26 protein-coding genes, 3 tRNA genes and 1 pseudogene are annotated in these 25568 nt (G+C 45.1%); 25 read left to right on the plus strand and 5 right to left on the minus strand.

The features are described 5' to 3' along the window. The first annotated feature begins 8 nt into the window (after window positions 1-8). From A2621_04885 to A2621_04905, 5 genes are all read left to right on the plus strand, one after another. The gene (locus tag A2621_04885; protein OFW90296.1) at window positions 9-1844 is read left to right on the plus strand and encodes a hypothetical protein; all 1836 of its coding nucleotides are present in this window, start codon (window positions 9-11) and stop codon (window positions 1842-1844) included. A gap of 145 nt (window positions 1845-1989) precedes the next feature. After that, window positions 1990-2412: a hypothetical protein gene (locus A2621_04890; protein OFW90297.1), complete on the plus strand. Its 423-nt coding sequence runs from the start codon at window positions 1990-1992 to the stop codon at window positions 2410-2412. 202 nt (window positions 2413-2614) lie between these two features. Next, on the plus strand, window positions 2615-3883 hold the full coding sequence (locus A2621_04895; GenBank protein ID OFW90298.1) for an ATP-dependent protease ATP-binding subunit ClpX: 1269 nt from the start codon (window positions 2615-2617) through the stop codon (window positions 3881-3883). A 24-nt stretch (window positions 3884-3907) separates the two neighbouring features. Beyond that, entirely contained in the window at window positions 3908-6313 is a 2406-nt protein-coding gene (locus A2621_04900) for an endopeptidase La (GenBank protein ID OFW90299.1), read from the plus strand. Window positions 6314-6380: 67 nt separating this feature from the next. Beyond that, window positions 6381-7457: an anhydro-N-acetylmuramic acid kinase gene (locus A2621_04905; protein ID OFW90321.1), complete on the plus strand. Its 1077-nt coding sequence runs from the start codon at window positions 6381-6383 to the stop codon at window positions 7455-7457. 21 nt (window positions 7458-7478) lie between these two features. Here the strand turns inward: A2621_04905 and A2621_04910 are convergent, their stop codons facing one another. Next, window positions 7479-8228, minus strand: a complete 750-nt coding sequence (locus A2621_04910; GenBank protein ID OFW90300.1) for a hypothetical protein — start codon at window positions 8226-8228, stop codon at window positions 7479-7481. A 32-nt stretch (window positions 8229-8260) separates the two neighbouring features. Between A2621_04910 and A2621_04915 the strand changes: the two genes are divergently transcribed. Both A2621_04915 and A2621_04920 read left to right on the plus strand, forming a co-directional pair. After that, complete coding sequence (locus tag A2621_04915) at window positions 8261-9268, plus strand: hypothetical protein (GenBank protein ID OFW90301.1); 1008 nt, start codon at window positions 8261-8263, stop codon at window positions 9266-9268. 73 nt (window positions 9269-9341) lie between these two features. Beyond that, window positions 9342-10214: a hypothetical protein gene (locus A2621_04920; protein OFW90302.1), complete on the plus strand. Its 873-nt coding sequence runs from the start codon at window positions 9342-9344 to the stop codon at window positions 10212-10214. Window positions 10215-10282: 68 nt separating this feature from the next. On the opposite strand, the gene A2621_04925 is transcribed toward A2621_04920, so the two are convergent. Beyond that, window positions 10283-10930: a hypothetical protein gene (locus tag A2621_04925; GenBank protein ID OFW90303.1), complete on the minus strand. Its 648-nt coding sequence runs from the start codon at window positions 10928-10930 to the stop codon at window positions 10283-10285. A 347-nt stretch (window positions 10931-11277) separates the two neighbouring features. Between A2621_04925 and A2621_04930 the strand changes: the two genes are divergently transcribed. The 9 genes from A2621_04930 (at window position 11278) to A2621_04970 (ending at window position 17197) form a co-directional block, all read left to right on the plus strand. Beyond that, complete coding sequence (locus A2621_04930; GenBank protein ID OFW90304.1) at window positions 11278-12624, plus strand: signal recognition particle protein; 1347 nt, start codon at window positions 11278-11280, stop codon at window positions 12622-12624. An 18-nt stretch (window positions 12625-12642) separates the two neighbouring features. Then, a complete protein-coding gene (locus A2621_04935; GenBank protein ID OFW90305.1) occupies window positions 12643-13197 on the plus strand; it encodes a 30S ribosomal protein S16 in 555 nt (184 codons plus the stop codon). Between the two features lie 53 nt (window positions 13198-13250). Beyond that, window positions 13251-13775: a 16S rRNA processing protein RimM gene (locus A2621_04940; GenBank protein OFW90306.1), complete on the plus strand. Its 525-nt coding sequence runs from the start codon at window positions 13251-13253 to the stop codon at window positions 13773-13775. Then, a complete protein-coding gene (locus A2621_04945; protein OFW90307.1) occupies window positions 13772-14461 on the plus strand; it encodes a tRNA (guanosine(37)-N1)-methyltransferase TrmD in 690 nt (229 codons plus the stop codon). The genes A2621_04940 and A2621_04945 overlap by 4 nt, the downstream gene beginning before the upstream one ends. 7 nt (window positions 14462-14468) lie before the next feature. Further along, entirely contained in the window at window positions 14469-14846 is a 378-nt protein-coding gene (locus A2621_04950; GenBank protein ID OFW90308.1) for a 50S ribosomal protein L19, read from the plus strand. A gap of 182 nt (window positions 14847-15028) precedes the next feature. Next, a complete protein-coding gene (locus A2621_04955) occupies window positions 15029-15403 on the plus strand; it encodes a hypothetical protein (protein OFW90309.1) in 375 nt (124 codons plus the stop codon). Further along, window positions 15400-15768, plus strand: a complete 369-nt coding sequence (locus A2621_04960; GenBank protein ID OFW90310.1) for a histidine triad nucleotide-binding protein — start codon at window positions 15400-15402, stop codon at window positions 15766-15768. The genes A2621_04955 and A2621_04960 overlap by 4 nt, the downstream gene beginning before the upstream one ends. 39 nt (window positions 15769-15807) lie before the next feature. Continuing rightward, the gene (locus A2621_04965) at window positions 15808-16707 is read left to right on the plus strand and encodes a site-specific tyrosine recombinase XerD (GenBank protein OFW90322.1); all 900 of its coding nucleotides are present in this window, start codon (window positions 15808-15810) and stop codon (window positions 16705-16707) included. Window positions 16708-16732: 25 nt separating this feature from the next. Next, window positions 16733-17197, plus strand: coding sequence for a hypothetical protein (locus A2621_04970; protein OFW90311.1), 465 nt, complete (start codon window positions 16733-16735; stop codon window positions 17195-17197). A gap of 49 nt (window positions 17198-17246) precedes the next feature. Here A2621_04970 and A2621_04975 read toward each other — a convergent pair whose 3' ends face one another. Continuing rightward, a complete protein-coding gene (locus tag A2621_04975; GenBank protein OFW90312.1) occupies window positions 17247-18191 on the minus strand; it encodes a dTDP-4-dehydrorhamnose reductase in 945 nt (314 codons plus the stop codon). A gap of 171 nt (window positions 18192-18362) precedes the next feature. After that, window positions 18363-18560: a hypothetical protein gene (locus tag A2621_04980; GenBank protein OFW90313.1), complete on the minus strand. Its 198-nt coding sequence runs from the start codon at window positions 18558-18560 to the stop codon at window positions 18363-18365. A 469-nt stretch (window positions 18561-19029) separates the two neighbouring features. Between A2621_04980 and obgE the strand changes: the two are divergent. The 5 genes and pseudogenes from obgE (at window position 19030) to A2621_05005 (ending at window position 23128) form a co-directional block, all read left to right on the plus strand. Further along, window positions 19030-19923 (plus strand): annotated as a pseudogene (gene obgE / locus A2621_04985) (GTPase ObgE). Between the two features lie 141 nt (window positions 19924-20064). Beyond that, window positions 20065-20481 (plus strand): hypothetical protein, encoded by a 417-nt coding sequence (locus A2621_04990; GenBank protein ID OFW90314.1) that lies wholly within the window; start codon window positions 20065-20067, stop codon window positions 20479-20481. A 318-nt stretch (window positions 20482-20799) separates the two neighbouring features. After that, window positions 20800-22077, plus strand: coding sequence for a hypothetical protein (locus A2621_04995; protein ID OFW90315.1), 1278 nt, complete (start codon window positions 20800-20802; stop codon window positions 22075-22077). Window positions 22078-22171: 94 nt separating this feature from the next. After that, entirely contained in the window at window positions 22172-22471 is a 300-nt protein-coding gene (locus tag A2621_05000) for a hypothetical protein (GenBank protein OFW90323.1), read from the plus strand. Between the two features lie 3 nt (window positions 22472-22474). Beyond that, window positions 22475-23128 (plus strand): hypothetical protein, encoded by a 654-nt coding sequence (locus A2621_05005; protein ID OFW90316.1) that lies wholly within the window; start codon window positions 22475-22477, stop codon window positions 23126-23128. Here A2621_05005 and A2621_05010 read toward each other — a convergent pair. Next, window positions 23125-23583: a hypothetical protein gene (locus A2621_05010; GenBank protein OFW90324.1), complete on the minus strand. Its 459-nt coding sequence runs from the start codon at window positions 23581-23583 to the stop codon at window positions 23125-23127. The genes A2621_05005 and A2621_05010 overlap by 4 nt on opposite strands. Before the next feature lie 224 nt (window positions 23584-23807). Here A2621_05010 and A2621_05015 point away from each other — a divergent pair. The 4 genes from A2621_05015 (at window position 23808) to A2621_05030 (ending at window position 25314) form a co-directional block, all read left to right on the plus strand. Continuing rightward, window positions 23808-23884, plus strand: a tRNA-Arg gene (locus A2621_05015). Between the two features lie 18 nt (window positions 23885-23902). Next, a complete protein-coding gene (locus A2621_05020) occupies window positions 23903-25039 on the plus strand; it encodes an aminotransferase DegT (GenBank protein ID OFW90317.1) in 1137 nt (378 codons plus the stop codon). Window positions 25040-25144: 105 nt separating this feature from the next. Continuing rightward, a tRNA-Tyr gene (locus A2621_05025) sits at window positions 25145-25230 on the plus strand. Window positions 25231-25240: 10 nt separating this feature from the next. Continuing rightward, window positions 25241-25314: transfer RNA gene (locus A2621_05030), tRNA-Gly, on the plus strand. Window positions 25315-25568: the final 254 nt, after the last annotated feature.

The raw sequence follows: 25568 nt of genomic DNA on the forward strand, positions 1-25568 counted from the left end.
GGTTAGAAATGTTAAAGTTTTTAAGAGATCACGCAAACTCTTGGATCATGAAAGTTTTGTTGGGAATCCTGATTCTCAGTTTTGGTCTTTTTTGGGGAATATCCGAATTTTTCCGAGGAACGGATAAATCGAATATCGTTGCCCGTGTGGGTAAATTAGAGATTTCTAAACAGGCTTTGACGCATTCAGTCCAGGAAGAATTAGGCAAACTTAATAAAGAACTAAAGGGGAAAAACGTTTCTTTTTCACAAGCGTTACAACTGGGGCTGGTGGCTCAAAACCTAAGTCGTATGGTGAACGAGATTGTCCTTGATATGTTTATAAAGGGTATTAAGCTTTCCGTGGGCGACCAAACAATTGCCAGCTTGATTCAGGCAGATCCTTTATTTCAAGATGCTCAAGGAAATTTCGATAGGGAAAAATTCAAAGGCATCTTGCAGATGAATGGCTTAAGCGAAAAATCTTTTTTTGCGAACAGGCGTCGGGCTCTTTCCCAGATGCATCTTTTGACAGCCATCTCTGTGGGAAATTATGCCCCTGCTGCTTTGTCTTATCCTGTTTTTCAGGCCATCACTCAAAAATTTTCTTTCCGTATTGCGACTATCTTCGGGGACAAAATTCAAATTAAATATACGGAAGACACTCTCAGAAAGTTTTATAACGATCATCCTCACCTGTTTAGGATTCCAGAGTATCGCCAGTTCAAATTAATTTTATTGGATCCGGGCAAAATTGCTGCCCGCCTTTCTGTTTCAGACAGTGATGTTCAGCGAGTTTATAATGAGCAAAAAGAAACCTATGTCAGCCCCGAGACACGTTCTTTTTCTGTTGTGGTGTGTAAGGATCAAGACGAAGCCAAAAAACTTAAACAACAACTCCAGTCTGGTTCGTTAGAGGATAAAACCCGTCAGAAAGACTATGGCGCCATTGGAGAGGCGAATCTGGATAAGTCCCTTGCCGAAGTTGTGTTCAAACTAAACAAGAATCAAGTGAGCGAGCCTTTCGAGTGGCGCAAGCAGATCATTCTGGTGAAAGTCAACGGTATTACGCCGCGCACCACATCGTCTCTCAGTGAGGTGCGTCCCCAGATTCTGGAAGACTTAAAACACCAGAAGGCTGTGGATGAAGTGTCAAAAATAGCAGAGAAGATAGAAGAGGGCACAAATCAGGGGCTTTCTTTAAAGGAGATTGCAACAAAACACCACTTGGAAGCTCAAGAGGGCCAGATTGATGTCTCAGGACGTTTGATTGGGAACGAGTCCGTTAGTCTTGTCCCCGATATTGTAAAAGATATTTTTGCGCTTTCGGAGGGGACAGAGACTCAGCTGACAGAGTTGCCTGACGAAGTTTCTTATATCGTTTCGGTCGCTAAGATTTTCCCGGCTCATCTCGAGAGTTTTGAGAAGGCGCGCGATCAGGTTATCAAGAAATTTATCCAAGAAAAAAGACAAATGGAAATGAAGAAGATCGCTGACATGGTCAAGCAGAAAATGCAAAAGGGCGAGACCCTACAACATCCAGCCGTTTCTTTTAGGGAGACCCCAAAAATCTCAATTTCCGAAGAAGCGCAAAAAATAAAGGTGCCACTCCCCGTTCTTCAGCGGGGGTTCTCTCTGGCAAAAGGACAGCCGGACATTGTGGCGAATCATAATTCGCTTTTTGTCATTATGCCTTTATCCATTGAGACGTTGCCCGTTGCAAAGAACCTGGGCCTTTACAAGGCTTATAAAGTAGATCTTGGTAAGTCTGTGTTGCAAAGCCTGTATGGGGGATTCATGGAAGCTTTGAAAAAAGAATATAAAGTTGAGATCTATCCGGATACGGTTGCAAATTTAAAAGATTAACATCTGACAGTTTTTCAAAAAAAGAACAACCCCCCCCTCTTTGAGAATTCTCTCAGGGCGTGGTAAGTGTAAGATGACAAATGTATTGACTGTTTTATTTTCATCAAATAAAGTGTATCCTTGTAGGTAATAGGAGGCTTTTATAATGAAAAAATGTTATCTATCCTTATTTTTATTTACCGCTTCGGTATCTCTTGTTGCATCTGCAGCTCTTAGGGGACGGACGAAAAGTTTAAATCCCTCAGAATTAGCTTGTGCAACTCCTGCGGGATTTAAGAGAGTACGGGAGGCAAGGGAGGATACCTTGGACTGTCATCGCGCGTTTTGCTGGCATAATTGTCATACTTTTGACGAAGTAACCCAAAATTCCAATTGTTCCATGTGTACCCCATTCCATCTTCAGATAGAGGATAGCGAAACCGATGGGAATAAAAAATTGCAGTTTACGAGATGGTCTAAGCGCGTATTCTATTGGACAAACTACACTCAAAATCCGGAAGATAACGAGCAAGTTTACAGGCGAAGACGGATGTTGCAAAAGGCTATAGCGCGAGAAAGAGCTTATTAAGTTAAAGAATAGGGGATCTCATTCGGGGTCCATGATATGTACATCATTCCGTTCTTAGTTTTAAAATGTCGGGGAACAAGCTTTTCGACTTAACTTGCTATAATCCTGTTTTAATGCTACATCATAGTATGTTTGCCTTTAATTTGGGCATACGGTTGGCTGCTTTAAGCCATGATTTTTTTTGGTATTAATAGGATAGTGGATGTCGGACAAAAATTCCTTTTCTGATGATAAGAAGTCTCTGAATTGTTCTTTTTGTGGAAAGAGTCAGCATGAGGTTAAAAAACTGATTGCGGGGCCTTCAGTCTTTATTTGTAACGAGTGTGTTGATCTTTGCTCTGATATCGTGGAAGAAGAAGAGAAAACAGGCCTCTTTTCAGATACAAGCACCATTCCTTCCCCCTCTTATATTTGTGGGATCTTGGATGATTATGTCATCGGGCAACAGCAAGCCAAAAAGATTTTATCGGTGGCCGTGCATAACCACTATAAGCGGTTATCCCACGGGATGAATTCCAAGGACGGGCTTGAGCTTCAAAAATCAAATATTTTGGTGATCGGGCCCACGGGAACGGGCAAAACGTTGCTGGCCCAAACCCTCGCGCGTATCTTGAATGTTCCCTTTGCCATGGCTGATGCCACCACGCTGACAGAAGCTGGATATGTGGGCGAAGACGTCGAGAATATCATCTTAAAACTTTTGCAAGCTGCTGATTATGATGTGGAAAAAGCACAACGGGGTATTATTTACATCGATGAAGTGGATAAGATTAGCCGCAAGTCAGAAAACCCGTCTATCACACGCGATGTATCAGGGGAAGGCGTACAACAAGCTCTCTTGAAAATGATGGAAGGCACGTTGGCCTCAGTCCCTCCTCAGGGGGGACGTAAACATCCTCAACAGGATTTTCTGCAAGTTGACACCACCAATATCCTCTTCATTTGCGGGGGGGCCTTTGCGGGGCTGGATAAGATCATTGAAGCGAGAGGAGATTCTTCCTCCATCGGATTTGGCGCACAGGTAAAGACGGTTCAAACAGGAAAGTCCTCAGAGCTTTTGAAAAAAGTTGAGCCAGACGATCTGACCAAGTATGGGTTGATCCCTGAGTTTGTGGGTCGGTTGCCCGTTTTAGCTACCCTTGAAGAGTTGGATATGGATGCATTGATCAGGATTCTAACAGAACCCAAAAATGCCCTCATCAAGCAGTACCAGGCTTTGTTTGAAATGGAAGATGTGGATCTTCAGTTCACGGATGAAGCCCTCAAAATGATTGCCAAAAAAGCTCTTCTGAGAAAGACGGGTGCGCGCGGACTGAGGTCTATTTTAGAATCTCTATTGTTAGACTCCATGTTTGAGCTGCCCGATTCATCGGGGGAAGAAAAGCTTGTGATTACGAAAGAGATGGTCGATAATAACATCGTTCCCAGGCTTCGACAAAAAGAAAACACCCCCAAAAAACAAGAAGCATAGCCTGACATAAAGGGTTAGTTATACATGACTGAAAAAATAAATCTTCCCCTATTGCCCCTGCGAGACATCGTTGTCTTTCCAGGGATGGTGGCGACCCTTTTTGTGGGCCGGTCCAAATCTATTTTAGCGCTCGAAAGTGCCATGTCTTTGAATAAGAAGATTTTTCTAGTGGCTCAAAAAGATTCCTCCGTCGATGAACCCTCTGCAAAAAATTTGTATAAGGTTGGAACGGTGGGAGAAGTAACCCAGATCGTTAATCTGCCTGACGGCACCGTAAAAGTTTTGGTGGAAGGACGATATCGGGCGCGTGTTTTGTCCATCGAAATAAAAGAAGGATACCTGCGCGGAGATTCTGCGCCCATCGTTTCTAAAATGGTGGATGAGGACACCCTTTATGTTCTAGACAAAATTCTGATCAAAGAATTTGAAGAGTATGCCCTCTATAACAAAAAAATTACCCCTGAGTTTATGAGTACTTTTTTGGGTATGGAAGACTATGAGAAAATTGTTGATTCCATTAGTGTGCACCTCTCTTTAACAATTGCAGAGCGCCAAGATTTATTGGAAGCGGCGTCTCTCAAAGATCGCTTGGAAATCCTGCTCTTCTTTGTGCGTCGTGAAACAGATACGTTAAAAACAGAAGAAAAAATCAGAGACCGTATTAAGTCTCAGATGAGTAAAAATCACAGAGAGTATTATCTTCAAGAACAACTAAAAGCCATTCAAAAAGAACTATATAATGAAGACGGCAAAGACGAGATAACGCAGTTAGAGAAAAAAATAAAGGCATTGGGGATGCCAAAAGAAGCCTTGGAAAAGGCAGAATCTGAGTTAAAAAAGTTACGCATGATGAACCCCATGTCGGCTGAAGCTACCGTCATTCGGAACTATTTGGAATGGATGGTGGATCTGCCCTGGAAGAAAGTGGTCTGGAAGAAAATTAATCTTAAAAAGGCAAAGGCTCAACTGGATGCGGATCATTATGGGCTCGAAAAAGTTAAAGAACGTGTTCTTGAGTTTCTGGCAGTGCAAGAGCGTTTGGGCAAACCAAAAGGACAAGTCCTTTGTTTTGTGGGGGCCCCAGGTGTTGGGAAGACCTCATTGGCGAAATCCATTGCCACCGTGATGAATCGGCCTTTTGTGCGGGCTGCTTTGGGAGGGGTCAGGGATGAATCCGAGATCCGAGGGCATCGACGCACTTACATTGGATCCATGCCAGGGAAAATCATCCAGAATATGAAAAAGGCGAAGGCAACCAATCCAGTGTTCTTGCTCGATGAGATCGATAAGATGGGCACAGATTGGCGAGGAGATCCAGCGTCAGCATTGCTTGAAGTTTTGGATCCCCAACAAAATGCCAACTTCAGCGATCATTATTTGGAAGTGGATTATGATCTTTCCAATGTGACGTTCATTGCCACAGCGAATACGTTGAATCTTCCCAAGCCCCTTCTCGATCGTATGGAAATCATCAGCATTGAAGGGTACACGGAAGAAGAAAAAGTTGAAATCGCATTTGGGCATTTAATCGAAAAGCAGAAGAAAGAGAATGGCCTTAAGTCTTCAGAGTTGGCCCTCAAAAGAGAAGCGGTTCAAGACATTGTGCGTTATTACACCCGCGAGTCTGGGGTGCGAAATCTTGAGCGAGCTATCCAAAAATTAGCCCGCAAAGCCGTTTGTTTTTTGATGACGCACGCGCAAAAGAAGCTAACCATTACCTCCAAAAACTTAAAAGAATATTTGGGGGTGCGTCGGTTCCAATTCGGCCAGTCAAACGCAAAGCCTCAGCTGGGCGTGACAACGGGGTTGGCGTGGACAGAAGTGGGCGGCGATTTGCTATACATCGAAGCGGTACGGTCTCGGGGGAAGGGCAAGATCTCCATCACCGGGAAACTGGGGGAAGTGATGCAAGAGTCTGTGCAGGCTTCCTTTAGTTACATTAAATCCAAAGCCGACGCGTTTGGAATCAACATCGACGAATTATTGGCCACCGATTTACACGTGCATGTGCCAGAGGGGGCAACCCCCAAGGATGGTCCCTCCGCCGGGGTGACCATCACCACATCCCTGGTGTCTGTTCTAACGGGCATCCCTGTTTTGTCGTCCGTCGCCATGACAGGGGAGATTTCGCTGCGTGGCCAAGTCTTACCCATTGGCGGATTGAAGGAAAAACTTCTGGCTGCCCAACGTGGCGGGATCGAAACCGTCCTCATTCCCCACGAAAATATGAAAGACTTGGAAGACGTGCCAGAGTCCATTAAAAGCAAGATCAAAGTCATCCCCGTTGAGACCATAGAGCAGGTGTTGCAGTTGGCGCTGGTGGAACCTCTGAAGCCTCTTGTTGTAGCGCCCAAAACAGAGATCTCTTTTGTCCCTGCTCCCAGTGGTGCCGATTTTTCTTATGAGAGTCCTTCTGTAAACCACCAGTAGAGGGGGTCCCTTGTTTCTTCATAAAATAAATGACAAATATGATGGAACAAAATGGGCTGTAGGTATGATGAGTGGCACGTCCATGGATGGTATCGATGTGGCGGCCGTCCGAACAGATGGTGTTCGGATTCTTGAAAGAAGCCCTGGGCTCTTCGTTCCCTACTCAGAAGAATTTACGGAGAAACTGCGGTCTATTCTCGGCTCCACAGAACCGTCCCAAAAGATTTTCGCCATTCAAAAAGAGTTAACAGATCTCCATGGGGCCGCTTTCTTCAAATTTGTGCAAAAATTTACATATCTAAAAGGGCTCATCAATTTAATCGGGTTTCATGGTCAAGCTATTTTGCATAGGCCCCCTTCGAAATTTCCTGTGGGCTTTCGCACCTGGCAAATTGGGGACGGCGCTTTGCTCGCCAGGCTCACCGGTATCGATGTGGTGGCGAATATGAGGGAAAAGGATGTGATGGCTGGGGGGGAAGGCGCGCCTTTGGTGTCTCTCTATCATCAAGCGCTGGCGAAAGATAGGGAAAAGCCGCTCACCATTGTTAACATCGGAGGAACGTCAAATGTGACTTGGTTGGGCAAGGAGGGAGAGATCCTTGCCTTTGATCTGGGACCAGGCAATGGGTTGCTCAATGACTGGATGTCAGAAAAAGCCCGTCAAGCTTTTGATGAATCTGGAAAGACGGCGGCGAGGGGCCACGTTCATGAAGACATCATTAAGACGTTCTTTGACTCTCCGTATTTTTCCCGAAAGCCTCCGAAATCTTTGGATAGATTGGATTACTCGAAAGACATAGTCAGAGGGCTATCTTTAGAAGATGGGGCGGCGACGCTCACAGAAATTGCGGCGATCGCTATTGCAAGGGGGCGTGAGTTTTTCCCCGAGCCGCCTCTTAAATGGCTTTTAACGGGGGGCGGTGCTCATAATGAGTTTCTGGTCCAACGCCTTCAACATCATCTGGGCCTAACACCCGCTCAAGTACAAAATGTCGAGAGTGTGGGATGGTCAAGTGATTTTATGGAGGCAGAGGCGTGGGCGTTTCTGGCGGTTAGATCTCGCAAGGGGTTGCCTCTCAGCTTGCCCACCACTACAGGGGTGCCACACGCCATGACGGGCGGAGATTTTTTCAAGGCACATTAGAACGTACCGTCCTCTTTCAACTCAGCTCGGGAAAAGATCTGCGAGACCCTCTCCCTCTTTCAGAATTTGTTGCGCCTCTCTGGTGTAGACACCTGTCAGGCCATGTAGAACAAGGCCTTGTTCTAAGGTCAGTCCTCCTTTCACCCCTTTGCGGGCCGACACAAGAATGCGCTTGGATGGCTTATCCGCCGAAGGCCACAGAGGAAGCAAACGAATGTCTCCCACCCCTTCTAGGGCACCCAAAAGAGAGTGTAGACTGGTGGTGGGGTAAATAAAGCTGAGGCGCCCCCGGGGTTTAACCATTTTGATACAATAGGCCACCCATTCTCTCAGAGGGATGGTATGGCTGCGGGCCACAGCCCTTTCCGGGACAGGGGAGGGGGAGGACCCATCAAAATAAGGAGGATTGGAAAAGACATGGTCAAAGGTTTGGGGGGGAAGTCCCTTATCCCGAATGTCTTTGGTGATATCTTGGGTTAGGAAAGTGCACCGCGCGTCGAGCCCATTGTCCTTGGCATTTCGAGTGGCCAATTGGATGAGGGTTTCATCAATATCGATGCCAGTGATATGGATATCGGAAAGGCGTCGAACTAGACATAAAGACGCCACCCCCACACCACACCCTACCTCTAGAATGTTCCCGGAGAGAGAAGGAATAAAAGAAGCTAATAACACAGCGTCACTGCCAGATTTGAAACCTTTTTTATATTGTTGTATTTTTAGTTTTCCTCCGAGGAATAAATCTGTTGTAATGTCAAAGTTGGTATTCATAAAGTTAACCTAAAATTAAATGAGCATTCTACATGTTGCGCGTTGATACTTATAATAGTTTTTCTGATTCATTGGCTCAAGCCCAAGAACTTCTTCATGCAGACCTTGAAGAAGTGAACATGCTCATTCTGAATAAACTGTCCTTACGGGTTCCTCTGATCAATGGGATGGCGGGGTATTTAATCCAAGCGGGAGGCAAAAGATTGCGTCCCCTCATCACCCTTTTAAGTGCTCGACTTTTAGGATACCAGGGTCAACGCCACATTAAAGTTGCCGCCTGCATCGAATTTATTCATACGGCCACCTTGCTTCATGATGATGTGGTGGACCGCAGCACGCAGCGTCGAGGACGCCCGTCTGCCAATGCTATTTGGGGCGATCAAGCCAGCATCTTAGTGGGAGACTTTTTGTTTTGTCGTGCCTTCGAGCTGGTCACAGAAGATGGGTCCTTAGAGATTCTGAAAGTCCTCTCAAGAACAGCCACCACCATTGCGGAGGGGGAGATTATGCAGCTGGGAACGGTGGGAAATCTAGACCTCTCTGAAAAACAATACTTCCAAATCATTGAATCAAAGACAGCCAGGTTGTTTGAATCCTGTTGTCAGGTGGGGGCCGTGATTGCGAACGCCTCAGAGAGAGACAAAGATCTGATCAAAGAGTATGGGTACAACTTTGGAATGGTCTTTCAAATAGTGGATGATCTGCTGGACTATGGGTTGCAAAAATCCAAAGTGGGCAAGAATTTGGGCCAAGATTTTCAAGAGAAAAACGTGACGCTGCCCATGATCTTATTGCTCGAACAAGTGACAAGCGAAGAAAAAAACCGTATTCAAGAGATTTTCAATCTGGGGGCGTTGACAGAAGAAGATTTTTCTTTTCTGAAAAGGGCGATGAGAAAATACAAAATTGAAAATGAAATTTTATCGCGTATCGCGCCGTATATTTCAAGAGCGCTTCGTTGTTTGGAAGGGTTGCCTGAAACAATGGAGAAAGAATTCCTAAGGAATTTTGCCACTTTTGTGATGTCGCGCGAGAGTTAAATAATTCTTGAGATTCTTTAAGATTTCAGGCATTATCCTTTCCATTATATTACTAATTAAGGAGTTTTTTTCTATGAAGCGTGTACATATAGTTTCTTCCCTTGTTTTTGCAGCTTTCCTCTCGGTCAATGTTTTAGCTGATGCAGGTGATGCTGTGGTCGCAAAGTTTAATGGGGGATCTTTAAAAGTAAGTGATCTCAAAAAGTTTCAAGCAACAGCGCCAGACCAGATTAAGGCCATGCCGTTTGAGAAAGTGTTCAAACCTTTGAGAGATCAGAAGGTGATGGAAGCTGTTTTGGAAACTGAAAAAAACAAAGCGAACCTTTCAAACGATCCAGAAGTCATCAAGCTCAAGCAAGAGGCCATCAAATCAATTGAAATGCAGGTGTTCTTAAAAAGAGCGGCTGAAAAGGAAATTACGGATGCCAAATTAATGCCTCTTTACGAAGAGCTTGTAAAAAAATTCAAGGGCCAAAAAGAGTCTGAAGTCAGCATTATCGTCTGCAATTCCAAAGCTGACGCTGATAAAGCGATGCAAGAGCTGAATGCCGGCAAGAACTTTGGAGAAGTGGCCAAGAAATATTCTCAAGAGCCCAATACATCGGCTCAAGGAGGACGTCTTGGGTTCTTGTTGGCACCAGCCATAGACCAGGTATTGGGTCCAGACATTGGAAAAGCTTTCAAGATCTTGAAAAGCAATGCGCATAGTCGCAACATTATTTCAAAGGGCGGGAAGTTTATTATCGTGTATAGAGGGGACTCACGACCCGCGACGCCGCCAACCTTTGATGAAGTTAAATCTCAGCTTAAGGGTATGTATTTCCAAAAAGCATTGTTCGAATATTTACAAGGCGTCGTTAAACGGTCCGGTCTTCAAGTCTTTACCGTGGACGGAAAGCCTGACAAGTTTGATTTGCTGTCTTCGAAAGCACCAAGGGGCGCATAAATCCAAAAAGGATTATTCTTTTGAAAAAAAAGCCTCCCATCTTGGGGGCTTTTTTTATGGAAGGGGGTTCAGGCGTTTAGAGAGCTGATAAACTCCGCCCCTTGCTGAAGACCCGTTTCACTGATTTCGTGGCCTAAATTTGACAGGCTGTGCAAAGTGACTGTGTGGACTTTTCCTACCAGAAAGTCTCGGGTCTCTGTTGAGGCCGTGTAAGGCACCACAGAATCGTCTCTCCCATGGATAAGACAGACATCAATCTGGGCAGAGGCGGGGCTTAGGCGCTCTGCTGCGAGGAAAAGCCCTCCCGAATAAGAGAGGATCCCCTGGCACAGGTTTTCATAGAGCAGTCCGGTGGCCAGCGCCATCATGCTGCCTTGGGAAAAGCCGGCAAGAACTGTTTTTTTTCCAGAAATTTTATAAGCAGTTTGGATCTTGGTAATAAAATCTCGCAGGAACGGGGCTGCTTCTTGGGAGCCTTTCTCCAGGTAAGAAGGCTCCAGATCTCCAATATCAAACCACTGATACCCCTCATTGATCGAGTGGTGAAGGGGGAACGGGGCAGTGGGGAGGATAAAGAGCGTGTTTTTAAGGAGATTCTTCCAATAGTGAGCCATGAAGAGGAGATTTTTTCCATCTGCCCCATACCCATGGAGGATGACCACAAGAGATTTTGGTGCTTGACGCGCTGAGGACAAAATATAAAAATCTTGAATCATGCCGTCACTATAGGGTAAGTTTCTTTCCAGACAAAGAATATTTTTGGCAATATTTGGGAGTATTTAAAGGAAAAATGAAAATCTCGGTGGAAAAAGGAGTGACCTATTGTTTATGCTCGTGTGAAAAAAGTGCGTCCTATCCCTTTTGTGACGGAAGTCATCGCGGTACAGATAAAAAATCCATCCGCTATACAGCCCCGAAAACAGGAGAGATCGTTTTCGAAAAAGGAACAATAGTATAGCTGAGATCCTTTAAAGTGAGACGAGGAACGAGGAACGCCGCGTGCTAACTACGCAAGAGACGATGTGACGATGTATTCAATTTATAAGGAACCAGCTATAGAATAATGTTTGAAAATCTTTCGGATAAATTAATTAAAATTTTTGGGTCTCTTCAGAAGAAGGGTGCTCTCAGAGAAGAAGATGTGGGGGTGGCGCTTAGAGAGATGCGCATCGCCCTGCTGGAGGCTGATGTGGCCTTGCCGGTGGTGAAAGATTTTATCCAAAGAATCAAAGAAAAAGCCGTTGGCACAGAGGTTTTGTCGAGCGTCACCCCCGGACAAATGGTGGTTAAGATTGTGCACGACGAGCTTGTTTCCATATTGGGACAGGGCGAGACAGGGCTCAATTTTGCGGTCAAGCCTCCGGCAGTGATCCTGCTGGTGGGGTTGCAAGGGTCAGGCAAAACAACCACTACAGGCAAGCTCGCGAAGTATCTGAAGGAAAAGCTAAAGAAAAAGGTTTTGGTGGCGTCTCTCGATGTCTATCGACCTGCAGCCCAGCATCAATTGGAAGTCCTGGCGACGAACCTTGGGATCGAAAGCTTGCCCATCAACCCGAAAGAAGCCCCCGAGGCCATCACAAAACGGGCGTTATCCGAGGCGAAATTGGGGGGATTTGACGTCGTTCTTCTGGATACAGCGGGCCGATTGCATGTGGATGCCCCGTTGATGAAAGAGTTAAAACAGCTGGCGTCCATAAGCTCTCCCGCAGAAATTTTGTTGGTTGTGGATGCCATGATGGGGCAGGATGCCGTGCGGGTGGCCCAATCTTTTCAGGAAAATTTAGACTTAACAGGGATGATTTTAACGCGGTTAGACGGGGACGCGCGGGGAGGCGCGGCACTCTCCATCAGCCATGTCACAGGTAAACCCATCAAGTTTATGGGGGTGGGGGAAAAACTTGACCAATTGGAAGTTTTTCATCCGGATCGCATTGCAGGACGCCTCCTTGGACAAGGAGATGTGGTTAGTCTTGTAGAAAAAGCGATGGAAACTATTGACAAAGAAGAATCAGACAGGCTAAACAGGAGGATCGAGAAGGGTTCGTTTGACCTGAATGATATGGCTACCCAATTAAACCAGATGGTAAAAATGGGGGGCATGGGGATGCTTTTAAAGATGCTGCCCGGTATGGGACAGCTCCAAGGCAAGGTGTCCCAAGCTGGGTTCGATGATAGAATGATTAAACGGCAGATCGCCATTATTCGTTCCATGACCCCAAAGGAGCGGCGTTATGTTCAATTGATCAACGCGTCCAGAAGACGCAGGATTGCGCTTGGTTCTGGGGCGACTGTTCAGGATGTTAATCGCCTTTTAAAGCAGTTTGATGGCATGTCAAAAATGATGAAGCGCATGACCAAGTTGAATAAAAAAGGTCTTTTGAAAAATGGTCTTAAGGGACTGTTTGGCTAATTAAGGAAGAAGGAAAAAATGGCATTAAAGATTCGTATGGCACGGGGTGGTTCAAAGAAACGACCCGTTTATCGTGTGGTTGTGACTGATTCAAGAAACCCACGGGATGGAAAGTTTATTGAGAAATTGGGGATGCATGATCCTCTTTTAAGCAATGATCATCCCCAAAGGTTCGCCGTGAATGAAGAGCGTGTTCGGTATTGGCTTTCGGTGGGGGCTCAATCTTCTGATCGCGTGAACCGTTATTTAGCCAAGCTTGGAATTGAAAAAGCGCAAGAACGGTTTGAGCAAACGAAAAAGAATCAACCGAAGAAAAAAGCTCAAGAACGGATAGCCGTTGACATAAAGAAGCAGCAGGCAGCAGCAGAGCTCGCCGCCCAACCTCAAGCAGAACCAGAAGTTCTAGTAGAAGAAGCGGTGATTGACGTCGTTGCAGAAGAAGCGCCCGTTGTTCAAGCGGAAGATGTGATCACCGAGGTAGAAGCTGATGTTGTATCAGAAGAAGCTCCAGCGGTGACCGAGACGTCTGAAGAAGAATCAACACCTGACGCTTCAGAAGAGCCCTCTGCTTAAGTCTCTTTTTTTCTAGCCAGCAAAGAAGCTTGGTCTTAGGGAGCGTCACATCCATGTCAGAGCCTAAAAAAAACAACAAGGTTTGTGTTGCCAGCATCTCGGGTGCCCAGGGCATTCGGGGAGAGTTAAAGATCCGAGTATACTTAGATACCCCCAGCGATATCGGCATCTATTCCCCTCTTTTCTTTGAAGATGGGTCAGAATTTTCTTTAAAAGTTATTCGTTCGCTTGCCAATGCTGTGATTGCCTCTACTCCCACCATCAAAGATAGAGATCAGGCTCTCAAGTTGCGGGGTGAAAAACTTTACGTCAGACGAGATCAGTTGCCGGCGGTAGACGCTGATACTTATTACCATACAGATTTAATGGGGCTTCCTGTTCAAAATGAGAGCGGTACAGTAGTGGGCGTGATTAAATATGTGGATGATTATGGAGCAGGAACGGTTCTAGAAGTTTTTGATCCTGTGACCTGTCGTAGTGTTCTCGTGCCTTTTCAAGATGCCTCTGTGCCCTTTATTGATCTGGATTCCCACATGGTGATCAAAGACCAATACTTAACGGACTTATACGAAGAATGATCTGGCACCCCACTATTTTTACTTTATTTCCAGAAATGTTCCCTGGGCCCTTGGGGTACTCGGTGACGGGCAGGGCTCTCGGGAAACACTGGACGTTTGATACCGTCAATATTCGCTCGTTTGCCACAGGCAATCATCAAGCGGTGGACGATGTGGGATTTGGTGGAGGCCCAGGCATGGTAATGCGTCCAGATGTGCTCGATGCAGCCATTGAGTCTCTTTCTGAACCCATCCCGTTGATATATCTGAGCCCTAGGGGTTGTACTTTAACGCAAAGCATGGTAAAGAAATTTGCATCTTTACCCAGAATAGGCTTGATTTGTGGGCGATATGAGGGTATTGATGAGAGGGTTATCCAGTCAAGAAACATCCAAGAAGTCAGTGTTGGAGATTTTATTTTGTCTGGAGGAGAGATTGCCTCGTTTGTTTTTATTGATGCCTGTGTGCGTCTCTTGCCCGGTGTCATAGGGAATGAGCAGTCTTCCGTCCAAGAAAGTTTTGAAGACGATCTTTTGGAATATCCACACTATACTCGACCCAGAGAGTGGAAGGGAATGCAGGTTCCGGAAGTATTATTATCTGGTCATCACGAAAAAATAAATGAGTGGCGCCAGGAACAGTCGCGTGAAATAACCAAAAAGCGCCGTCCCGATTTGTGGAAAAGACATTTAGAAAAGAAAAGTTGAGTTTACGATGAACATTTTAGAACAAATTGAAAAAGAGCAGATCGAGAAGCTTACAGCCGGGAAATCTATTCCTGAGTTTGCGCCGGGAGACACTTTAAAAGTAAACGTAAAGGTTGTTGAAGGGAACAGAGAGCGTGTACAGGCCTTTGAAGGCGTTTGTATCGCGCGGAAAAATGCGAGCCTGAACTCTGCCTTTACCGTCCGGAAAATTTCTTATGGGGAAGGGGTTGAACGTGTATTCCCTCTGTACTCTCCAAAAATCACCATCGAAGTGGTGCGTCAGGGTTCTGTGCGTCGGGCAAAACTTTATTACCTCAGAAATCTAAAAGGTAAGAAAGCTCGTATTGCGGAAAAGACAAGAGGGCTTGAGGCTCCAGCTCAGTAAAAAACGTCTTTCAACGACGCCAAAATGATCTAGACATTTAAGAGCATCAAATGATTTCCTTTTTTCCGAGATCCCTTCTTGGTTTCTGTGACAAAATTTCTTATACTTGATCCATGATCCCTTATAGCTATGCCTGTACGTTTGCAACACCCTTTCATTCCCAAGCCTTGGAGGGGCTGTCCATGGTGGTGTTGCCGGGGATTGAGGGTAAAATTGGCGTTTTACCTCGCCATGCGCCCTTAGCGGTGAAGCTAAGGTCGGGGATTGTTTCTCTCCATAAGAAGGGGGGGCTCTGGCGCCATTACTTTGTGTGGGGCGGGCTCGCGTCAATAGACCAGGAAGGGTGTCAGATCTTCACCGAAACATTTACCCTTCTAGATGAGCTTGATCCCTTGGTTTTGGCAGAGGATTTAGAGCGCTATCACAATGATTTAGCAGGGGTCACCATAGAAGATGAAAGACGGGCTATTGATTATAAAATTGCCATTGCCGAGGCCATGATCCAGGCGATTAAAGAACACCGTCGTAACGGAAATGGACAGGATAAAACCACATGATCTATAACGCAGATAACATTTTTGCCAAAATTCTTGAGAACAAGATTCCGTGTAAGAAATTTTATGAGGATGAGTTTGTCCTCAGTTTCCCTGATATCAACCCCTTAACATCGGTTCACCTGCTGATCATTCCGAAAGGGTCTTATGTCTCTTTCCATGACTTTTCTCTCAAGGCATCGCCCGAAGAGCTGGCAGGATTTTTCCGTGCGGTGGGACTCATTGCGAAAAAAGCAGGTGTTGAGAGGTCGGGATATCGGTTGATTGCCAATCATGGGCGAGACGCCAACCAAGAAGTTCCCCATTTCCATATGCATTTATTGGGAGGCGAGCCGTTGGGGTCTATGCTGGGATCGCGTCATAGATAGGAGTACTAGGTGTCTTTCTACATTGACCAGTTTATTGAGATGCTTGCCTCCGAAAGGGGAAGTGCCTTGAACACCCTCGAATCTTATCGTCGAGATTTAGCGGATTGCGCTGCCTTCCTGAAAACAAGGAATCTTGTTCTGGAACAAGCAGAGCCCAGTGTCTTAAGGGAATATTTGACGTCTTTATATGACCGGGGGATGACCAGTTCTTCCATTTCAAGACATCTCTCTGCTCTCAAGCAATTCTTTCAATTTTTACTCACAGAAGAAATCGCTCAGGAAGATCCCACCTCTCTTTTAGCCCGTCCTAAAAAAACCAAGCCTTTGCCCAAGATTTTAACGGAGGCAGAGATCACGAGACTGCTCGAAACGGTGGCAGAAGACTCCTCCCCTGAAGGTGAGAGGCTAGAGGCTTTGTTAGAAGTTCTCTATGCCTCGGGGTTACGCGTGTCCGAGCTTATTTCTTTAGAGCACAACTCGGTCCTTCGGGCAGAAGAAACGTTGATTGTAAAAGGAAAAGGGGGGAAAGAACGGCTTGTCCCCTTAAGTTCTTATGCCATTAAAGCGCTGGAAAAATATTTGAAGGTGCGTTCAGCGTTTATGCCCCCATGGGGGGCATCCAGATGGTTGTTTCCGTCCTATGGAAAGTCGGGTCATGTAACGCGACAACGGTTTGGCCAACTTTTGAAAGACTTAGCTCTCCAGGCAGGACTTGATCCTGAGAAAGTATCTCCCCATGTGATCCGCCATGCCTTTGCTACCCATCTTTTGAATGGGGGGGCTGATTTGCTGAGCGTGCAGAACATGCTGGGTCATGCGGATATTTCTACCACTCAAATCTATACGCATGTGATGCATAAAAAATTACAGGATGTTATTCAGCAATGTCACCCCCTTAGCCAAAAGAAAAAAATTGTGTCTTCTTCTGGAAACGGCTAGCATAAGGGAATATTGGAAAATAAAAATGAATATCTTATTAACCCTTGTTGTGATGAGCCTTTCTTTTTATTCTCTGCCTTCCTTCAGTGCCCTAAAATGGGAAACGGTCCAGACAAAAAAAAACCTGAAACAGAAGACAAAAGTTTGGCATGTCCAAGTTGCTACAAAAGAAGGACGTCCGCTTATTTATGTGGTTCAAAGTAACCCTCCCGCCATTCGGATTTTTTATGCCCATACCAAATATCATCATCCCATCTCGCTAGGGCAGGAACAGTTTTCCCTTCAGAAAGTGACGGATGTGGGATTGGCCGAGCCTTTAGAGGGCCGAGGTCAGGTTCTTTATTTGGGGGATCGGACCACACGGCGCATGCTTTATATTGTTCTGGGAAAAAAAAGAATCAGAGAATTCCCTCTCGAGCCAGGCCTCCAAGCGTATAAAGAGTTTGTGGCGCGGCTCCATCCCGTGGCAGAAGCGGAACGTCATTTATAATCTTATAAAAAACATCAATAACCTAATCCATTCAGGAAAAAATAGTGTTTTAGAGTGTGCTTAATTGCTCAACTACTTTCTTCACCCCATCCTTCCAAGACCTTTCTTTGACAGAAAAAGTGTTTTTTATTAAAGAAGAGCATAGGGCACTATACTTAGGCCTCAAAGTAATATTAGGGCTATTTCTTCTTTGGGTTTCTGTCGTTATTGGAATAATTTTTGATACGGGTTTTTTCAAATCTTGATAAGCAATGTTCAAGATATAATTTGCATATTCATACCAGGTGGTTTCCCCTAACCCTGCATAATGATAGGTTCCCCATTTTTCTTCACTACATTGGCCAAGTTGAGAGAAAATAATCTCTTTTGTGACTTCGACAATATCTTCGGCGCATGTTGGGGTACCCTTTTGATCATTTACCACAAAAATATCTTCTTCGGCCCGTGCCTTTTGTAAAACAGTTTTGACAAAGTTACGCCCATATACCCCATAAACCCACGAACTTCTTAAAATAATATGTTTATCCAACACAGATTTTAGAGCAAGTTCTCCAAATAATTTACTAAGACCATATGTATTTAAAGGATTAAACGTATCAGATTCGACATACGGAGTATTTTTACTGCCATCAAAAACATAATCCGTTGAATAGTGGAAAACAGGGATATTATGTTTTTTACATATCGTCGCTAACCATAAAATACCAAGACCATTTACTAGATATGGCTCTTGCCCAGCTTGCTCGGCTTTGTCAACTTTTACATAGCCGGTGGCATTGATAACAAAACTCCAGCGCTGACTTTGAATTTCTTTTTCTAGAGAATCTCTATCTGTAATATCAAGCTGTTCGTGACTTAATCCTTTAAGAGAATATTCTTGAGGCCATTTAGATTTTACTAGATTTGTTCCTAGCTGCCCACCTGCTCCTAAAATTAGAATATGGTGAATCTTATTAGCTGTTAGAGATTTTTCTTTCTTTTTTTCATACAACATGGACAACTACTATCTCCTATTAATTTTACATCTCCCTTATATCTCTTTATTATTCTAATCTCTGAAAAACGCAAAAGATATATTAAACCTATTGTGTAAGAGGTGGCATTGTTTCATAAGAGGGGAAGCACAATTCCTTCTATTCTTTTTCCGTTCTGACAGAGAAATACCCTACATGTCTTGAACGCGTTTTGATCTTTTAGAGATCACATTAATTTCTCTCCTTAATGGCATGGAGATAGAAATGGCAGGAACTGCTTTAAGGTTTATGTATTCTTCATCGTACTGAAAAGACAAATTGCCAGAAAGATTCTGTATAAGCTTGCCGACAAACATTTCATGGAAGTAAACGTCTAAGATACGGCTCATGAGGCAAGTTCTCCACGTTTAGCTATGACCACTTCAAGTCCTAGCATCTTTATGACAATTAAAATTTTTCCAATCTGGCTGCTAGATTTCCCTTTTTCCACTTCAGAAATGAAGCGAACACCCACACCGCATAGGGAAGATAGTTGCGTCTGTGTTAGGTTCTGAGATTTTCGAGAGTTTCCCGAATAAGATTGCCAAGTGCTTTTGTATCATACATTTTGTGAATCATAATCAATCCTCTCGGGATTATATTATCACATTTAACCCAAATGAAATGAAAAACTCCCGTTCGGGTGTATTTTTAAGATTTTAAATACGTACGGGATTAAATTTTACCGATCGGGTTTATTTTTCAATCATGATTAGAAAAACGGCTCATTTCTTTAAACCGCACGGTTTTATTTGTCTCTAAAACGATCGGTTCCTTTTATGTCGTTTATATGGTAAGGATTCTGCCTTAGGAGATGGAATGAGATTTTTAGATGAAGCCAAAATTTATATCAAGTCTGGGAACGGCGGGAATGGCGCCGTTAGTTTCCGTCGCGAAAAGTTTGTGGAATTCGGTGGCCCTGATGGGGGAGATGGTGGCAGAGGTGGCGCTATCAAACTAGTGGCCGTTTCTAATCTGAATACATTAATCGACTTTCGATATTTGCAGCATTTTAAGGCAGAATCGGGCCAAGGGGGTATGGGAAAAAATCGTTCTGGGAAGGCGGGAGACACGCTTATCCTAAAAGTACCGGTGGGCACCCAAGTATTGGCGGAAGACAAAAAAACATTGATCGTGGATATGGATCACGAAGGTAAAGAATTTTTGCTGGCGCGCGGAGGGAATGGGGGGTTTGGCAATGCCTACTTTAAGTCGTCCACGAACCAAGCGCCCCGTCATGCGAACCCTGGCCAAGAGGGGGAAGAGATGTGGCTTTGGCTACGCCTTAAACTCATTGCGGATGTGGGGCTAATAGGATTGCCCAATGCGGGGAAATCAACTTTTCTCAAAGCAGTCACTGCAGCACGCCCCAAAATCGCAGATTATCCGTTTACGACGCTGCATCCCCAGTTGGGGGTGGCTTATGTGGGGGGCACCGAATTTGTGATCGCGGATTTGCCGGGGCTTATTGAGGGGGCGCATCAAGGGATCGGATTGGGAACACGATTTCTAGGCCATGTGGAACGATGCAAAGTGTTGCTTCATTTGATTGCGGCTGATCAAGAAGATGTGGGGGCAACGTATAAACTCATTCGCCATGAATTGAAAGAGTATGGGGGCGGGCTCATTGACAAGCCTGAAATCGTTGCCCTGAGCAAGACTGACCTTGTGGAGGAAGAAGTGGTTCAACAGCAGAAAAAAGTCCTGGAAAAATTGTCCAAGGGAAAAGTGTTCTGTTTTTCTAATTTCAAAAAAAATGATTTTATGCCTATCCTTTACGAGATGGAATTAATGGTATAGATGTAGTGGTGGATTTAGATTTCTAATTTGATTTTTGTAAAAAGACCATATACGATGAATCTGATTGTAAATACTGATTTAAAACGGAAAAATTGGAGGATAATTATGTTTAGAACGAAAAGTTTTGTTGGGTTTGTATTTATAGGGGTGTTCGCAACCTTTGGGAGTGGCTGGTCTTCTGTTGATGACGCCGTAGACGCACGAAAACCGGGACGGAAGCGGGCGGCTACTGTTCCTCTGGTTCCTCTTGAAGCACCCCCCTCTTCTGCACCGAGAATAGATCCATTGGTGTATCTTCTCCATGAAGATGGAGCAAATTCTTGGTGGGTAAACGAAGATGGACTTCCTTTCCGAGGAAACTCAGGGCCAATAAGTTCTGGAGATGTTATGAAGATTAAGACAATTCAGACTGAAGCTGGGGTCATATGTTTCCCTGTCTCCAACTCCAAAAAGAAGTTTAAGGTTAAATAATCCCTATTTACTGAGCTTACCATCCCACATAGTTTGATAAAGAGGGAATTTTCAATTTCCTCCCCTCGTCATCACGAGAAAATTCGTGAGAATTTTTGGGGTGATCCATCTTTTTTGAGTATCATTCGGGCAATATTTCGACTGTGGAAAGATTTTATAAGATGGATTGCCACGTCGATTCTTCGAATCTCCCCGAAAAGGCAACCCTTTTTACGCTTCTTTAATCATGTCGGGTGCCTCTTGCTTATAAGAGATCTCGTTGACTTCTTTTCTCATTTCAGAATACAATTAATAAAAAGCAGAAAGTAGGGAGTTTCGATGAAGTTTTTCAAATTCTTTTTAGTCGTTATCAGTGGATTTCTCATGGGGGGAACCCATGGACATACGGCGCCTGGGGGAGAAGAATGGGGGCCGGGGCCAAACACCCGTTTACAGTATGACCCTCTGGTGGGTCTCCCTTACTGGAGTGATGGCAGTCAGGCGGAACTTGACCTAAATTTTGTCAAAAAAAATCTTCCCCTCTCTGAGTCATCAACAGGTTGGGTATTTGCGTCTGCCCCTCTTTCCTCGAGACAGAAGAGAAAGGAAGAAGCATTACGAAGATCATTGTTCTTGCCAGAAACAGAAGAGAGAGCCCAGCATAATCACCCCTTAGACGACAACGCGGGACCTTTTCTCAGACTTCGACATTTTTCTTGGGTTCCTGAATGTTGGGTTACAAGTAGAGAGCCGACTTTTGTTCCAAATCCTCTGAATGCTGGATGGGGATGTGTAGGTCTTCTAGAAACATCACTCTTTGGCCCCGATGGGGGTATATCGAGACGTTATGTGGGAAGTGGGGTGCTTATTGCGCCAAATATAGTCTTAACAGCAGGTCATAACTTATGGTGTAGACATCTTAACTCTGCTTATAGTCAAATTACTTTTCATCCGGCCCGATCAGATCCTTACACTTTTCCTCATGCAGTTGCATCCACATTCTTTGTTGTAGATCCAGGGTTCATTTCAAGCGCAGGGGAAGACTATCAAAAACATGATCTTGGAATCGTTATTTTGAGTCAACATATTGGTCGAGAGGTGGGCTGGGCTTCCTACGGATTTTTACCGGATGAACACTTAAAGACGCAAGTATTAGATCTTGTAGGATATCCTTCTTCGGTATTAAGAGATGGCATGGCGGTGAGTGCGAGTGGAGAGATGTATCATGCCTCAGGACCCGTTATTGATGTGACGCCAGAACAAGTGTTTCATTTTATTAATAGCTCTCCAGGCCATAGTGGAGGTCCTCTTATAGATAGACACAAGTGCGTTCGTGCTATCCATACGTATGGGGGAACAATCAGGAGTGGAAATTGTGCAACGAGAATTTCCCAAGAAAAAGAAAGGGCCATACAAGAGTGGATCAGCGCAAACGGATTCCAAATAAATGTAGATTTCCCAGCTTTTCGAACGCGCACCTTTCAACGGGAGGCAGCACCCTTAAGGGAAGAAATGACTTCTCTTTCTCATAATCTGCGGAAGAGGAAAGAATCTGAACCTTCTTCTGAAAGTATGGGGAATATCTCCTCCAAGATCAAAAAACAAAAAAAGAAATAAGTAGATTTTTCTTTCTTAATTCTTTTGTTTTTGAGGAGGAATTGACAACTTACCCAAAAACCCTCCATAACAAGACATGAAAAAAGGAGATCTCATGACGTATGTTGCCGGAGTCTCCGCCGATCAATTGAAGTCGATTGTGGAGCGGATTGAAAGATTAGAACAAGAAAAGGCAGCCATAGCCGAAGACATTAAAGATGTGTACGCCGAAGCGCGGGGCAATGGATATGATGCAAAAACATTGCGCCAAGTGGTCAAGCTCAGGAAAATGGATACGGATGACCGTCAGGAACAAGAGGAGATGCTCGATCTCTATCTCAATGCTTTGGGGATGTTGCCTGGGTCTGCTGCTGTGGAGAAAAAAGAGCCTTTTACCGTTGCGATACAAGGCTAATTAATGGTGGAATGGCTTTCTTCTCTGATGGCAGGACTCGGGGAGGGGGTTCATTCCCTCCAGCATCTTGTTGAAGCCGATTTTTGGCTGAATTTGCTCCATGAATATAAGTATTGGATCGTCATTCTGGGGGCGTTACTAGAAGGCGAGATGGTTCTTTTGTTAGCAGGTGGGTCTGCGTATCATGGGTATATGAATGTGCATTGGGTTATGTTTATCGCGTTTCTGGGGGCCGTGTTGCATGACCATCTTCTTTTTTTTGCAGGGCGCGTCTTTGGAAAAAAGTTGATCAATTATTCTCCTTCATGGCACAGTCGCATTTCAAAGATCAGCGATCTGATTCATAAATATGACAATCTATTTATCATGAGCTTTCGGTTTGTGTATGGAATACGGACGCTCACTCCTTTAATCGTTGGGCATAGCAAGGTGGCGTGGCAGCGGTATAGTCTCTTGGTTTCTATTTCTGCGGCCATTTGGGCCATCGTCATTGCCTATCTTGGGTTTACCTTTGCCATGGCACTCGATGTGATCTTGCAAGACTTTGATCGGTATAAAATCTACTTGGCTGGAGGCTTTGGATTCTTGATTTTGGGTGTGATTGGCATCCTAAAATATAGAGCCTACCTAAAAGAGAAAAAAAAGAAACCTCACTAAAACAATACCCATACCCCTGCTAGCACCAATAGGCCCGCCAGCACATCATCGAGCAGAATCCCGGTGGTGTCTTTGGTAAGGCCTCCGCCTAAGCCATCAGCCCACGAGACAGGCCAGGGTTTCCAAATATCAAACACACGGAAGAACACAAACGCGCACACCATCTGAAACAGGGTGTGGCAGAGGATGAGGGCTACCAATTGGCCCAAGACTTCATCGATGACGATTTCGCTCGGGTCTTTTTTACCAGGATGGGCCTTGAGGTAGACTGGAATAAAGAACACCCCCAAAGCTAAAACGATGAAAATAGCAATCCACAGGCTGATCTGGGGGCAGAAGGTAAGGAGGCCTCCCCCCAGCCCTAACCCAAAGAGAGAGCCAAACGTGCCTGGCGCCGCGGGCAGATACCCAATGCCGAAGACCGTGACCATAAGTTGAGAGAGCTTTTTCATCATACGGTCTTGATGATAAAGGGCCTCTATTCTGAGTGCAAGATAACTTTTTTGTTTACATTTCCAGAGACTGTTCCTATTTTTGCAAAGATAATGGGTTACAATTTGAAATATTAATTGCACCCTTTTGACAGAAGTTTTGTCGAAAACCAATCTGTTTTTGCTATATTTTCACTAAGATAAAAATTAGTGGCTCAACTATTTAAAAGGGTCAGCTATAAAATCAGGCGTCCGTAGCTCAGCTGGATAGAGCGTTGCCCTCCGGAGGCAAAGGTCAGAGGTTCGAATCCCCTCGGACGCACCATAGTGAAAGAAGCGAGTCATGAATACAAAGCGACAAGATCCCATCCCTTTTATTGACCTGGCGGCACAGCAAGCCCATATTCGCCCAGCGCTCGATCGCGCGCTCGCGCGGGTTTTGGATCATGGGCAATACATTTTGGGGCCAGAGTGCCAACTCTTTGAACAAGACTTAAGAGATTATACGGGGGCGTCCCATGTCTTAGGATGCTCGAACGGAACCGATGCCTTGACCATGGTGCTGATGGCGTTGGATGTAAAACCAGGGGATGCGGTCTTGGTGCCGTCCTTTACCTTTATTGCGACCGCTGAGGTGGTGGCGCTCCGCGGGGCGCTTCCTGTATTTGTGGATGTGGATCCTCTCACGTTCACTCTATGCCCTCTCCATTTAGAAGAAACCATCCTGTTTGCGAAAAGGAAAGGCGTTGCCTTGAAAGGGATTATTTCCGTTGATTTGTTTGGCCATCCGGCTCCCCATGACGAGATTGAAAAGGTGGCCAAACGCTATGGTTTATGGACGCTGGTGGACGCGGCTCAGAGCATGGGAGCGATATACAAAGGGAAACATACGGTGAAGCATGGCATTGCGGCGACCACCAGTTTTTTCCCAGCAAAACCGCTGGGAGGATATGGGGATGGGGGTGCCATTTTTACGGAAGACAAGACTCTTGCTGAAAAATTAAAGGAAATTCGCGTGCATGGGCAAGGTCCAGTGCCGTATGAGGCCAGTGGATTGGGGTTAACAGGGCGCCTGGATACGTTGCAGGCCGCCATTCTAATTGAAAAATTGAAAGTATTCCCTAAAGAAATTGCCCATAGAAATCGTGTGGCAAAAAGATATGGAGAGAAATTATCCGCTGTTTGCAAAGTGCCTAAGATAAAAGAGGGATGTTCTTCCGTTTGGGCTCAATACACCGTTCAGACTCCCCAGAGAGACGAGTTGCAGGCGTTCCTCAAAGAAAAAGGCATTCCTTCCGTCATTTATTATAAAAAGCCGCTCCATGTGCAGCCTTTTTATGCAGCAGGGCTGTTGGGGCGGTCTCTGCCCGAAACGGATCATCTGTCCAAAGAAGTCTTGAGTCTGCCCATGCATGGATATCTGGATTCTGGGGTGCAAGACCATATTATTGACACCCTCCTAAGCTTCTTTGGAAAATAAAGGTTTCGATGAATTTCAGTTGACAATTGTCAGGAAATAACCTATTTCCGTTAGGGTGGAACAGGTACTTGAGGTTCATGTTCGATGGCTTTAGGTTTATAGGCCGGAGGGATGGCCGAGTGGTTAAAGGCAGCAGACTGTAAATCTGCCCGCGAATGCGTACGCAGGTTCGAACCCTGCTCCCTCCACCACTTAAAAATTGCGGGTGTAGTTCAATGGTAGAATTCCAGCCTTCCAAGCTGGCTGTGTGGGTTCGATCCCCATCACCCGCTCCAAATTTTGCAGCATGCCCAAAATGGGAGTGCTTAGGGTGAAGGGTTAGAGAGTCCTGTCAAGGGCTGAATCGTAGATTAAAGGAAGAGAGAGAGAAGAAGATGGCAAAAGAGAGATTTGAGAGGAAGAAGCCGCATTGTAATATCGGGACGATCGGGCACGTTGATCATGGGAAGACGAGTTTAACAGCAGCGATCACAAAGATACTGGCAGAGACAGGCGGAGCGGTTTATAAGGCGTATGACCAGATTGATGC

Source organism: Alphaproteobacteria bacterium RIFCSPHIGHO2_01_FULL_41_14, from assembly GCA_001767855.1.
GTDB lineage: Bacteria > Pseudomonadota > Alphaproteobacteria > UBA7879 > UBA5542 > 2-01-FULL-41-14.